This window comes from Streptomyces stelliscabiei (assembly GCF_014873495.1).
Taxonomy (GTDB): domain Bacteria; phylum Actinomycetota; class Actinomycetes; order Streptomycetales; family Streptomycetaceae; genus Streptomyces; species Streptomyces bottropensis.
On sequence record NZ_JADBGF010000001.1, the window covers coordinates 4,485,622 to 4,498,668 of the forward strand.

A 13,047-nucleotide genomic window follows, 5' to 3' on the forward strand; every position below is an offset into this window, starting at 1 on the left:
GCAGGCCCCCCGTCTCGTCCTCCGTCGGTACGACCCCGCCCCCGGCCGTAGTGCGGAGATACCCCTAAGGGATGTCGCCCCCCGGGAGGAGACGGCCTCGGGGTCGGCCTCCGCCCCGGGGTGCGACCAGGCTGCACCCTGCCGTGGCGTGAGGGTCAATGGCATGGTGGTCGGCGGCAGATAGGTGCAAGGGGAAGGCATTTGGTGGACGAGAATCCGGTGGGCGGGAATCCGGTGGGCGGGAATCCGGCGGGCGGCGACTCTCCTGGCGGCGATGGGGTGGGCAGGAAGCCTTCGGGCGGCGACCGGATGGACGACGGCCCGGCGGGAGACCACCCGACGGACGGCGATCCGGCGGGAGACCACCCGACGGACGACGTTCCCCCTGGCGGCGCCCCCTTGGGCGGCAACCCTTTGGGCGGCCATCCCTTGGGCGGCACCCCCTTGAACGCCGTACAACCGGACGCCGTCAAGACAGACGCCGTACAAGCAGACGCCGTACGACCGGACGCCGTACGACTCGACGCCCTTCGACCGGACGCCGCGGAACTCGACGCCGCCCGACCCGCGATACCCGACCCGTCCGGGCGGCACGATTCGTCCGGGAGGCACACCGGATCCGGCAGACGAAGAGCCGTGACCGCCGCCCTGATGCTGGCCATGGGTCTGGCGGCGCTGGACTCCACGATCGTCTCGACCGCCGTCCCGCAGATCGTCGCCGACCTCGGCGGCTTCTCCGTCTTCTCCTGGCTGTTCTCCGGCTATCTGCTCGCCGTCACCGTCACCCTTCCCGTCTACGGCAAGCTCTCCGACACCTTCGGCCGCAAACCGGTGCTCGTCGTGGGCGCGGCCTTGTTCCTGCTGGGCTCCCTGCTCTGCGCGCTGGCCTGGAACATGGGCTCCCTGATCGCCTTCCGTATCGTCCAGGGCCTGGGCGGTGGGGCCCTTCAGGGCACGGTCCAGACGCTGGCGGCCGACCTGTACCCCCTGGAGGAGCGACCCAAGATCCAGGCCAAGCTGTCCACGGTGTGGGCGGTGTCGGCGGTCGCGGGCCCCGGAGTGGGCGGTGTCCTGGCCGCGTACGCGGACTGGCGCTGGATCTTCCTCATCAACCTCCCGCTCGGCGCGGTGGCGTTGTGGCTGCTCGTCCGTCATCTGCACGAGCCCCGGCGGGAGTCGACGGGCCGGCCCCGGGTGGACTGGGCGGGCGCCCTGACCGTCTTCGCGGGCGGCGGGGCCCTGCTGCTGGCCCTGGTGCAGGGCGGGGTGGCCTGGGACTGGCTCTCGCCGCCCTCGGTCACCCTGCTGGGCACGGGAGTCGCCCTGATCGCCCTGCTGGTGCTGATCGAGCGCCGGGCGGCCGAACCGATCATCCCCGGCTGGGTGTGGCGCCGCCGCACGATCGCGGCGGTGAACCTGGCCCTGGGCGCGCTCGGTCTGCTGATGGTCGCGCCGACCGTGTTCCTCGCGACCTACGCGCAGTCGGTGCTGGGCCTGGCACCGGTGGCCGCCGGGTTCGTGGTCTCCGTCTGGACGCTGAGCTGGCCCGTGTCCGCGGCCCTCAGCCAGCACGTCTACCGCCGGATCGGCTTCCGGAACACCGCGATGCTCGGTATCGCCGCGGCCGCGGCCCTCCTCTTCGCCTTCCCCTTCCTCCCCTACCCGGGCGAGGCCTGGCAGCCGATGCTGCTGATGCTGCTCCTGGGCGCCGCGCTGGGCCTCTTCCAGCTCCCCCTGATCATCGGCGTCCAGTCGACGGTGGCCTGGGAGGAGCGCGGCACGGCCACCGCGTCGATCCTCTTCTGCCGCCAGACCGGCCAGACCCTGGGCGCGGCGGCCTTCGGCGCGGTGGCGAACGGGGTGCTGGCCTCCCGGCTCGGCGGCGCGGGAGACCTCGACAGCGTCACCCGGTCCCTCGACGCCGGCACGGCCGCGGAGCCGGTCCGCCGCGCGGTCGCGGACGCGGTCCACGCCGTCTACCTCGGCGCGGCGTGCGCGGCGACGGTGGCGTTCCTGGTGCTGCTGGTCGTGGCACCGCGCAGGTTCCCGGTACTCGCCCCCAGCACTCCTGACCCTCGTTCAAAAATCTGAGTTAATCCGGGTAACACCCCAGGTCAGCGTGAGATACGTCAAGTAAGCGCATACCGACCGATCAGTTTGTCGAAAAGCTCGCACACCGCCGCACCCACGAGTAGCGTTCACGCCCGCCCCCCGCTCCCTGCGGTCCGCACCGGACCCGAGCCGCGCAAGGAGACAAAGGGATGACCGACGCTTTCTCGTCACCCCCGCACCAGCCCCCGCACCGACCGCCTCACCGACCGCCGTACCCGCAGCACACCTCGTCCCCCTCCTACCAGACCTATCCCTGGGTCCCCCAGGAACCGGTCACGGTCCCGGCCCCCCGGTCCGCCCGCACGCCCTCCTCCCTCGGTCACCACAGCGACCTGCGGGTGCTGCGCAGCGCGTACCGCTGGCAGCGGCGGGTGGCGACGCTGGCCGCGCTGGGGTACTTCGTGCTGTTCCTCGTCCTGTCGGCGTTCGCCCCGTCGTTCATGACCAGCGAGGTCAGCGGCGGACTGTCCACGGGCCTGCTGCTCGGCCTGCTCCAGGTCCCGGTGACCTGCCTGGCCATCTGGCTGTACGAGCACACCGCGCGCCACCGGGTCGATCCGCTGGCCGACCGCATCCGCGACCTGGCGGCCGTGGACGCGCGGCGGGGGGCCACCCGATGACCTCCCCCACCCCCCTGACCACCGCCGCGGGCGGCCTCGCCGAGTTCAGCGGGTCGGCCCGGGCGATGTCGCTCGTCGGATTCACGGCGGTCGCCACGATCACCCTGCTGCTGTGCGTGATGACGGGCCCGGACCGGGACGACCTCGACGAGTTCTACACCGGCTACAGCGCCCTCTCCCCCATGCGCAACGGCCTCGCCATCGCGGGCGACTACATCTCGGCGGCGACGGTGCTGGGCACCGGCGGAGTCATCGCCCTGTTCGGCTACGACGGCGTCGTCCTCGCCCTCAGCACGGCCCTGTCCCTGATGCTGCTGATGTTCCTGCTGGCCGAACCCCTGCGCAACGCGGGCCGGTTCACCATGGGCGACGCGCTGGCCCGGCGGATGCCCGGCCGGTCCGTACGCATCGTCGCCTGTGTCGTCACCATCGCCGCGCTGATGCCGATGATGCTGGTCCAGCTGGCCGGCACCGGCGACCTGCTGGCCTTCGTCCTCGGCTTCTCCAGCGAGAGCCTCAAGACCGGCGTCGTGGTGATCGTCGGCGCGCTGATGATCGGCTACGCGGCGATCGGCGGCATGAAGGGCACCGCCCTCATCCAGATCATCAAGATCGTGATGCTGCTCGGCTCCGGCGCGCTGGTCGCCGTACTGATCCTGAACAAGTTCGACTGGGACCCCGGCCTGCTGCTCGGCACGGCGGCCGAACGCAGCGGCATCGGCACCGGCTACCTCCACTCGGGACTGCAGTTCTCGAGCGGCCCGCACCCCGAACTCGACATGATCAGCGCCCAGTTGACGGTCGTCCTCGGCGGCGCCTGCCTCCCCCACGTCACCATGCGCATGTACACGGCGAACAGCGCCCGTCAGGTCCGCCGCTCGCTGTCCTGGGCGGTCCCCTCCGTCGCCCTCTTCGTCCTGATCATCTCGGTGATCGGCTTCGGCGCGACGGCCCTGATCGGCCGCGAGGTGATCGCGGCGGCCGACCCGCAGGGCAACACGGCCTACCTGCTGGGCTCGATGGCGGCCTTCGGCACCGAGGTGTCCACGGCGGAGACCCTGCTCTTCACCACGGTCACCACGGCGGTCTTCCTGACCCTCCTCGCCTCCGTGGCCGGCATGATCCTCGCCTGCGCCAACTCCCTCGCCCACGACGTCTTCGCGGCCCGCGCCGCCGGGCCCCTCAGCCAGCGCCGCGAGATGACCGTCGCCCGGCTCTCGGCCTGTGCGGTCGGCACCGCCGCGATCGTCCTGGCCACGATGGTCCAGCACCGCAACCTCCAGCCCCTGGTCACCCTCTCCTTCTGCCTGGGCGCCTCCGCCATCGCCCCCGCCCTCGTCTACGGCCTCTTCTGGCGCCGCTACACCCGTACGGGCCTGATGTGCACCCTCGTCGGCGGCAGCCTCTCCGTCCTGATCCTCATGACCGGCACCAACCTCGTCTCCGGCTCCCCCTACGCCGCCTTCCCCCGCGCGGACTTCAACTGGTTCCCCTTCACCACCACCGGCCTCGTCTCCATCCCCCTGGGCTTCCTGGCGGGCTGGCTGGGCACACTCGCCTCCGGCCGGACCCGGGCCGCGGAGCAGCGTCGGCAGTACGAGGCGGTGGAGGGCCGGATCCTGGCGGGCGCGACGAGGGGGGCGGACCAGGGGTGAGGGAAGGCGCCCAGTGACTCGGGGGTACGGGGCGGGTGGCGGGTGCGGGCTGGTGGCGGGTGCGGGTCCGGTGGGGCTTCTCGCGCGGTTCCCCGCGCCCTGAAAGACCAGGCTCTGCGGGCCTGGCAGGCGGCGGGGGCGAAAAGCCCGGGGCGCGGCCCCGGCTGCTCAGGGGCGCGGGGAACCGCGCGACCAGCCCCCACTCACCCTCACACGAAAAGCCCACCCGAGATCGCGCCACGGACGCGCCACGGACGCGCCACGCACACCTGGAGGGCCCGGCCGCCCCTAGTCCGTCAACGCCGACAGACTGTCCCGGATACCGTCCATCTGCGCCCGCACCTGATCCCACCTCTCCCCGTGCTCCCGCAACACCCTCTCCGTCTCCCGAGCCACCCACTCCTCCCGCCGCCGCGCCTCCGCCAGCGCCTCCGCGGCCCGCTCCTCCGCGTCGTCCTGCATCCGCGCCGCCCCGGCCTCCGCGTCCGCGAAATCCTGCTCGGCCTCGGCGAGGGCGGCCTCCGCCCGGGCGAGCCGTTCGGCCTGCCCCGCATCGAACGCGGCCTCCCGCTCGGCCTCCTCCCGCTCGATGCCGGCCACCCGCTCGTCGTACTCCTTGACCAGTTCGGTGAGCATCCCCTCGGTCCGCTCCCGCACCTCCCGCAGCGCGGCCAGCGCCTCGCCCCGCCCCTCCTTCACTCCGCGCCGGGCCTCGATCCGCAGTTCGTCGGCCTCGGCCCGGGCGGCCAGCAACACCTGCCGGGCCCGTTCCTCGGCCTCGCCCCGCACCTCGTCGGCGTACGCCTGCGCGGCCTCCCGCAGCCGCAGCCCGGCCTCCTCCGCCTCGGCGACGATCCGCAGGGCACCCACACGGCCGCCCTCGCGCACGGCCGCGGCCTCCTCGACACCGAGGGCGAACAACTGCCGCGCGCCCTCGCCGAGCGCCTCGTACGTCTGCGGGGTCAGCCCGGCGACCGTCTCGCGCAGCCGGTCGAGTTCCATGCCCATCTCCCGGGCCAGCACGGTCAGCCGGGCGGCCCGCTCCCACGCGGCGTCCCGGTCCCGGGAGAGGGCCGCCGCGTGGACGTCGACCTGGTCGGTGCGGTAGCCACGCCGTACGACGTCGAACTCGAAGTCATGGGGTGCCGTCGGTGCGCTGCTCATGCTGGGCCCTCTCCGCCGGACGCACACGAAATGATGATTTCGCGCACATCTTGATGTATGGGGCAGAAGTGTTCATAACGCGACACTCCGTGCGGGGGTCACGGGAGAGCCCGACGGGCACGGGAAACCGGCGCGGGAACAGGCGCAACCGACGGCCACGGGCAGCGGACGCGGGCGGCGGACAGCAAGCGCGGGCAGCAGGCAGCAGGCAGCAGGCGCGCACGCGAAGGGCCCGGGCCGGTCTCGTACGAGACCGGCCCGGGCCCTTGCCACACGCGCGTGACGCGGCAGCGTCAGCCGCGACGGATCACAGCAGTCCGTCCCACATCTGCTCCAGCAGCACCGACCACCAGCTCTCCGGCGAGGCGAGCGCCGCCGGGTCGAGGGCGGCGAGCTGCGCCTGGAAGTCGACGGTCCAGCGGCCCGCCTGCTCCTGGTTGAGCCCGAACCGCAGCCGCCACATACGGCCGAGCAGGGCCAGGCAGCGCGCGAACTCCGGCAGCCCGGTGTTCACGAACTGCGGCGGCACGGGCGCCCCGCCCGGCCCCGCCTCCACCGGCACGGCCACGATGTTCGCCGTGCCGTACTGCACACACAGCGCCTTGCCGAAGTCGCTGCCCATCACCAGGTACGAGCCCGCGTCGGCCGCCGGCTGCACCCCCCGCTCCTGGGCCAGCTCCGCCAGCGTCGGCACCGGACGGCCCGGCTGGGCCTGCGCCCAGAAGAACGGGCCCATGTCGACCGGCAGTCCGGCCACGACCAGCGTGTGCGCCACGATCGGCGGGACGCCCTGCCGCGACACCGCCTGCTGGTCGAACCGGAACACCCCCGGCCCGAACGCCGCCGCCAGCTCCTGCCCGATCGCCTCCGGCGGGATCGGCGGCGCCGGCTGCACCGGATGCAACGGCGCCCGCACCGGCGCGTGCCGGGCCGGACCGTCCGCCACCTGGTGCAACTCGCCCTGGTGCGCGATGAGCTGGGCCATGCCCTGCTGCCGGCTCGCGTGGTCCTTGCCGTACGGGGCGATGGACGTGATGCGGGCGTTCGGCCACTGCTCACGGATCATCCGCGCGCAGTACGCACCCGGCAGCTCGCAGGACTCCAGCTCCGTGTGCAGCTCCAGCACCGCCTCCGGCGGGATGTTCATGCCGCGCAGCTCATGGAAGATCTGCCACTCCGGGTGCGGCGTGCCCGGCGCCGAACGCCGGATCACCTGCTGCTCGGAGCCGTCCGGCGCCCGGAACCGCAACACGGCCTGGTAGCCGGGCCCGACGGTCGGCTGACCGGCGGGCGGCTGCGGATAGCCGTACGCCGGCGGCGCGCCCATCGGCGGCCCGGGCACCGGCCCCGGCTGCCCCGGCATCCCGGGAGGGGCCCCCGGCGGCATCCCGGGCGCCCCCGGACCGCCGACCGCCGGCCCGGCCAGCATCGTCTCGGCGTGGTGCACCGGACCGCGAGCACCGGACCCGCCCGGCTGACCCGGAGCACCGGGGTGACCGGGAGCGCCGGGCATACCAGGGGCGCCCGGCTGGCCCGGAGCCCCGGGCGGACCCGGCGGCTGCGGCGCGCCCGGACCGCCCACGGCGGGCCCGGCGAGCATCGTCGCCGCGTGGTGCATACCGCCGGCGGGCGTACCCCCGGGCGGATTCGGCAACCCGGGGGCACCGGGCGCGCCCGGCCCACCGGGCTGCCCCGGAGCACCGGGAAGACTCTCGGGCCCGTTCGGGCCGAGCGCGGAGACCATCTGGGTCGGCACGTACCCGCCCGCCGGGGTGCCCGGCGCACCGGGCCCGGACGGCGGCGGAGGCGTACCGCCCGGACGGGCACCCGGAGTCCCCGGGGTACCGGGCGGAGCCGGGGGCGGCGGCGCACCGGCCCCACCGCCCCGGCGCGGCGGCGGCGCCGCCTTGCTCGTGGCGGCGTCGGCGATGTCACCGGCATGCGGCGGCAGCGGACGCCCCGGCGGCGGAGTACCGGGACCCTGCGGGCCACCCGGCCCCTGCGGATACCCGTACGACTGCGCGCCCGGCGGCGTCCCCGGACCCGACGGCGGTTGCTGCTGCTGGTGCTGCTGCGAAGGGGCGCCCGGCGCGGAGCCGGGGCCACCGCCCAGGACCGGCGACACGGTCGTCCGGGGAAGCTGGCTGCCGCCGGAGATCAGCGCGGTCTGCGCGTCCGGCAGCGCGTTGGGCGCCGGAGCGTCGTCCTCGTCGCTCACCTCGGTCAGCTGCCGCGCGAACACCGTCTCCGGCAGCGGCACCGAACGGTCGTCCTCGGCATCGGCGTTGGTGTCCGTACCGGCCCACGGGGTCGCCCCGTCGGGCACCCCCGGCACCGCGTCGTGCGGCTCGGTCACCCTCGGCGGCGGCACCGCGTCGCGCACCTCGTCCTCCGGTGACGCGGCGGCCGGCCACGGCGTGGCGTCGGCGGGCGGGGCAGGCACCCCACGACCGGCCGAGGGCGCCTGTCCCACCGGCCCCGCCATCGTCTCGGGCAGCGAACCACCGCCCCCGGACGCCCCGTTGGCGCCCACGGACCCGCCCGTACCGTCGGCCGCGGCGGCCGCCGCACGGGACCCGGCGCCGTCGGACGCGCCCGCACCCGTGCGGTGGTCCGGAATCCCCAGCCTGTCCGCCGCGTCCTGCAACCACTCCGGCGGAGTCAGCAGGAACGACGTCTGGTTCAGATCCACCCGGGCCGCGGGTGCCGGCGCGGCGGCCGGAACCTCGTCGGCCCGGCCGTACTCCTCCTCGAACCGGCGGATCACCTCACCCACCGGCAGCGACGGCCACAGCGTGGCGTCCCCACTGTCCCGGGCGATCACCAGCCGCTGCGCGCCACCGTCCGAACGCGGACCGTCCGCCCGGTCCTCCGCCCACACCACGAACCCGAGCTCGAACTCCCGCACCCGCACCTCACGGTGCTGATAGGCCGGCAGATCTCCGTTGATCCACTCCTCGGCGCGCTCCTGCGCCTGAGCGAACGTCACCATCGAAAACTCACTCCCCCACCGAAGACACGGCAGCGCCCGCGGCGACCGGCACGGCATGTGCGAAGCCACCGTCCACCATCAGGTTCGCCACCGTCTCCAACTCCGGCGGATTGCCCGCCAGCCGGGACAGGAACGCGTCGAAGTCCGCACCCGCGGGGAGCAGCAACCGCTCCACCCGCTCGGCCGGCGGCCACGACGGATCGACGTCACGGGCGTCGTCGTACGCGCAGAACCAGACCGACCCGATCCGGTCGCCCTTCACCTTCACCGCGAGAATCCCGCCCTGCGCGAACGCGACCGCCAGGTAGTCCTTGGTGAGATGGTCCCGCAGGCACTTGTTGACGTACACCAGGTCGTTGACCGCGGCCTCGTCCCGCACCGTGAAGAACGGCTGATCGACCAGCAGCCCCAGCTCCGCGTCCAGCGCCGCCCCGACCGGGGCGCAACCGCCCGCCGCCTTCAGGAACGACCGGTACGCACCCGGCAGCCGGTACCCGAGATCCTCCTCGACCCCCTGCACCTGCGCCTCGGTCACCGCCACCGCCGACGACTTCGGCAGCCCGAAGTGCGCCGGCCGGGTCTCCTGCAACGGCCTCGTGCCCCGCTTGTGCTGGTCCACGCGCGCCGTCGCGATACCACCGTGATGCCGCAACAGCGCCTTCACCTCGACCGGCACCAGCTCCAGCCGCCGGCCACCCGGCGCGTGATGCCACGTCCAGCCGTGCGGCGTCGCCACCGGCGGGATCGTGTCCCACAGCTCGTGCCCCGTCGCCGCCAGCGCCGCGTTCGCGGACACGTAGTCCGTCAACCGCAGCTCGTCCACCCCGAAACCCTCCGGGGGATCGGCGATCTCCGCCGCGGCGCGCGCGTAGGGCGAGAAGTCCGGATAGCCGTGCGCGTCAACACGGACACCCCTCGGATGACGCGCGGCCCGGACGGGGTCCGGAAACTGCACGACCTGCCCGGCGTAGGCCGCGTTCGGCGGCGCGGCTTGCTGCCCGAGCCGACCTGTCGTCATGGCGGTAGCCCCCTGCGGCGTTCTGTGTGACCTGCTCTGGCTGTGATGTCGCTCTGTCGTACCGCTCCCCGACAGCGGAAAAGACCCCGATACGGCCCCTTCCGCCCGCCCTCGATCGCAAGACCGAATGGATCGCGGTTGTCGACAGCCTATGCGGTACGGCGACACCGGTCACCGGGCCTCTGCTTCCGTGACCAGCCGTCACGCCACCCTCACGGAACGCCGAAGCCCGGGCGTGTCGAACTGCCCCAGCTTCCGCACGGGCCACGCCGTTTGGCACTCTGTGTCCCCTGGCGGGGTAGGTAACAGGAGGGGATCACGTTCATGAGCGCGACGCAGGCGGGACCTTCGGGCGACCCCCGCATCGGCTGGAGCACCGCGGAACAGCCGCACGCCCCCGCCCTCCTCCACCGCCGCGACGGCATCCTGCCCACCGTGGCCGCCGCCCTCTCCGTACGCGGCGAGACCCTCACCGGCACCGCCGCCCGCGGCGACCACGCCCCGCCGCTGCACCCCCTGGTCCAGGAGTTCCTCGACTCCCTCGCCACCGCACAGCGCGACCGCTTCACCGGCCGCTGCGCCGAGGCCATCCTGATCTCCCGCCACATCACCACCGCCGACGCGGCCCGCAGCAGGCGCGCCGCCCGCAGACCCATGTCCAACGGCGAGGCCCGCAAGGCCCTCAAGCAGGCCAAACTCACCACCCGCCACATCCGTGAGGACGGCGACCCCCTCCACGGCGCCTTCGCCACCCCCTGCCGCTCCTGCGCGGCGCTCAGCGCCCATTTCGGCGTCCGCGTCGTGGACCCGGCACGGGACAACTGAGCCCGGCCGCGGAGCCGGCGGGCCACCGGGAGACCGTCCCCGCCAGGAACCCCTCTCCCGGAGATCGCGTCAGAACACACGAACCGCTCCGGAACCCCGGGACCACCCGACGCGCCAGGACCCCGGCCGCTCCCCGACCCGAGTTCGAACCACCGCCGACCCCCCGACGAACCCCCGCAGAGCCGCCGACGAACCCCCGACGAACAAAGGGCAGATGCACACCGACCGCACCTCCACCACCCGCTTCTCCGTCCCCGTCGACGCCGCCCTGCGCGCCGCCGGATGGCAGCCGGGACGCTGGGACATAAAGCAGGCCGAGATCTGGGCCGACACCCTGCGCGAGCACACCTCCCCCGCCGGCCACCGCCACGCGGTCTTCCCGGCCGCGGTCGAGGCCTGGGCCGAATTCGGCGGCCTCCACCTCACCGCCCAGGGCCCCGGCCGCCGGCTCGCCCCCGCCGACCTCCACCTCGACCCGCTGCACGGCCTCCACATGGCCCGCACCCTCGGCGACCTCGGCCGCGCCCTCGACACCGAGGTCTGCCCCCTCGGCCACGAGACCGTCACCCGCGCCCTCGTCGCCATCGACGCCGAGGGCCGCACCTACGCCCTCGACCACACCGGCGACTGGTACCTCGGCCCCACCATCGACTCGGCGCTCACCACACTCCTGACCGGCACCGACCCCACCCGCCTCACCGCCACCTGAACACGCGGACACGCGGACACGCGGACACGCGGACACGACCGAACGAGCCACGCCCGCCCGACGCCCGCGAACAGGCGGCCGGTGGGCAGCGGGCAGCGGGCAGCGGGCAGCACGACTGTGCCGAGACGGCGCTCGCGGAAAGATCCACCGCCGGGACCGGAGACGATCCGCCGACGCGGCACGAACCGGCCCGGCGGGCACCCCACAAGCGCGCAAGCGCCGGCGCGCGCACCACGCGCCCCCACCGGCCACCCCGCACTGAAGCCTTACGACGCCGGAATCACCGCCGACACCCGGAACCCCCCGGCATCCGTGGGCCCGGACACGAAAACGCCCCCCAGCCCGGCCACCCGCTCCTTCATGCCGAGCAACCCGTTCCCCCCGCTCGGCAGCCGTGCCGCGCCCGCCGCACCCGGCACCGGCGGCGCCCCGTTCTCCACCTGCATCGCTATCTCCGCCGCCCGATGCGCGAGCCGCACCTGCGTCTTCGCCCCCGCCGCATGCTTGTGCACGTTCGTCAACGCCTCCTGCACCACCCGGTACGCCGTCTGCTCCACCTCCGCCGCGTACACCCGCACCTCCCCCTCCACCGACAGCTCGACCACCATCCCCGCCGCCGCCGACTGCCCCACCAACGCCTCCAGCTCGGCCAGACACGGCCCCTCACCGGCCTCGTCCTCGGCCCGCGAGGCCGCCGCCGCGGCAGCGGCCCCCACCGCCGCCAGCGGCACGGGCACCGGCGCCGGCTCCACCCGCGCCATCGACGAGAACCCCTCACCCGACCGCAGCACCCCGAGCATCTCCCGCAACTCGGTCAACGCCTGCCGCCCCATGTCCCCCACGAGCGCCGCGTTCCGCACGGCCTTCTCCGGATCCTTCCGCGCCACGGCCTGCAACGCCGCCGCGTGCACCACCATCAACGACACCCGGTGCGCGACCACGTCATGCATCTCCCGAGCGATCCGGGTCCGCTCCTCCCCCCGAGCCCACTCCGCCCGCTCCTCCGCCCGCTCCGCGAGCAGCTGCAACTCCCGCTCCAGCGAATCCGCCCGCTCCCGCAGACTCTCCATCAACCGCCGACGCGCCCCGACGTACAACCCCAGCAGCACCGGCGGCGCCGTCAGCCCGATGGCCATCGTCGACGCCAGGAACAGCGCGAACGCGTCCCCGCCACCGACCGCCCCGTCCCCCTGCAGATCGCTCTGCGTCGCCTGCACGAACCACACGATGAACACACCGGCGAACGCCATCCCCGACAACGCCCCGATGATCCGCCGCGGCGCCTCCGACGCCGCCAACGTGTACAGCCCCACGAGCCCCATCAGGTAGCCCATCTGAGCGGGCGCGACAGCGATGAAGACCAGCACGACCGCGACGGGCCACATCCGCCGCACCAACAGCACCGATCCGGCGAGCGCCCCGAACGCGACCCCCACGGCCTCCGGCAAGGCGGCGTTCCGCGCGAACGCGACACCCTCCACCGCGCACTCGACCGCCGACACCAGCGCCAGCCCACCGTCCAGCAGCATCCCCCGCCGCCGCTCCCACCACCACGGCCCGGCTCCATCCCCCGTCCCGGCCGCGGTGTGGTCTTCCCCCGTCGTGGTCATGACCCAAGCCTACGTTCGAGCGCCCCCGCTTTTCCGGCGAGTTTCCCGTACTGGCCTACACCACGCCACACATTCGAACAGAAGCGAAACCACCCGGTATCCCTCGAACTGCCGGATCGCCTACCGTTCGATCCCGGAACTCCCCATTCCGCCCTGCCGCGGTATGCCCACGACGCACTCACGCCACGTACGGAGATGGCGCATCAGGACCGCGAGCCTCAGGCCGCCCAGCAGACTGCGGCCACAGCGGTCAGCGCTCTCCCGGGCCGTGAGCTGTTCCTGTGGGCGTCGCCCCCTACCGGACCGAGGGCTCCAAGGACGGGCCCTGCCGCCGCACCGAGG

The 13,047-nt window shown here is 73.8% G+C and carries 9 protein-coding genes; 5 read left to right on the forward strand and 4 right to left on the reverse strand.

What is annotated here, in order from left to right:
• Positions 1–309 precede the first annotated feature (309 nt).
• The 3 genes from H4687_RS19685 to H4687_RS19695 all read left to right on the forward strand — a co-directional run bounded on the left by H4687_RS19685 (position 310) and on the right by H4687_RS19695 (position 4,387).
• The gene (locus H4687_RS19685) at positions 310–2,091 is read left to right on the forward strand and encodes an MFS transporter (protein ID WP_404819313.1); all 1,782 of its coding nucleotides are present in this window, start codon (positions 310–312) and stop codon (positions 2,089–2,091) included.
• Between the two features lie 170 nt (positions 2,092–2,261).
• Positions 2,262–2,732 (forward strand): DUF485 domain-containing protein, encoded by a 471-nt coding sequence (locus H4687_RS19690; RefSeq protein WP_046914316.1) that lies wholly within the window; start codon positions 2,262–2,264, stop codon positions 2,730–2,732.
• The gene (locus tag H4687_RS19695; protein ID WP_046914315.1) at positions 2,729–4,387 is read left to right on the forward strand and encodes a sodium/solute symporter; all 1,659 of its coding nucleotides are present in this window, start codon (positions 2,729–2,731) and stop codon (positions 4,385–4,387) included. Before H4687_RS19690 ends, H4687_RS19695 begins: the two co-directional genes overlap by 4 nt.
• Positions 4,388–4,675: 288 nt before the next feature.
• Here the strand turns inward: H4687_RS19695 and H4687_RS19700 are convergent, their stop codons facing one another.
• The 3 genes from H4687_RS19700 to H4687_RS19710 form a co-directional block, all read right to left on the reverse strand.
• On the reverse strand, positions 4,676–5,551 hold the full coding sequence (locus H4687_RS19700; RefSeq protein WP_046917029.1) for a V-type ATP synthase subunit E family protein: 876 nt from the start codon (positions 5,549–5,551) through the stop codon (positions 4,676–4,678).
• 307 nt (positions 5,552–5,858) lie between these two features.
• Positions 5,859–8,543 carry an SUKH-4 family immunity protein gene (locus H4687_RS19705; RefSeq protein WP_046917030.1) on the reverse strand — a complete coding sequence of 895 codons (2,685 nt, stop codon included), beginning with the start codon at positions 8,541–8,543 and terminating at the stop codon, positions 5,859–5,861.
• A 7-nt stretch (positions 8,544–8,550) separates the two neighbouring features.
• Positions 8,551–9,561 (reverse strand): SMI1/KNR4 family protein, encoded by a 1,011-nt coding sequence (locus tag H4687_RS19710; RefSeq protein WP_005485797.1) that lies wholly within the window; start codon positions 9,559–9,561, stop codon positions 8,551–8,553.
• A gap of 324 nt (positions 9,562–9,885) precedes the next feature.
• Here H4687_RS19710 and H4687_RS19715 point away from each other — a divergent pair, with 324 nt between their 5' ends.
• Positions 9,886–10,386, forward strand: a complete 501-nt coding sequence (locus H4687_RS19715) for a YwqJ-related putative deaminase (protein WP_046917031.1) — start codon at positions 9,886–9,888, stop codon at positions 10,384–10,386.
• A 214-nt stretch (positions 10,387–10,600) separates the two neighbouring features.
• Positions 10,601–11,095: an SUKH-3 domain-containing protein gene (locus H4687_RS19720; RefSeq protein ID WP_046917032.1), complete on the forward strand. Its 495-nt coding sequence runs from the start codon at positions 10,601–10,603 to the stop codon at positions 11,093–11,095.
• Positions 11,096–11,361: 266 nt separating this feature from the next.
• Here H4687_RS19720 and H4687_RS19725 read toward each other — a convergent pair whose 3' ends face one another.
• The gene (locus H4687_RS19725; RefSeq protein WP_046917033.1) at positions 11,362–12,705 is read right to left on the reverse strand and encodes a sensor histidine kinase; all 1,344 of its coding nucleotides are present in this window, start codon (positions 12,703–12,705) and stop codon (positions 11,362–11,364) included.
• Positions 12,706–13,047: the final 342 nt, after the last annotated feature.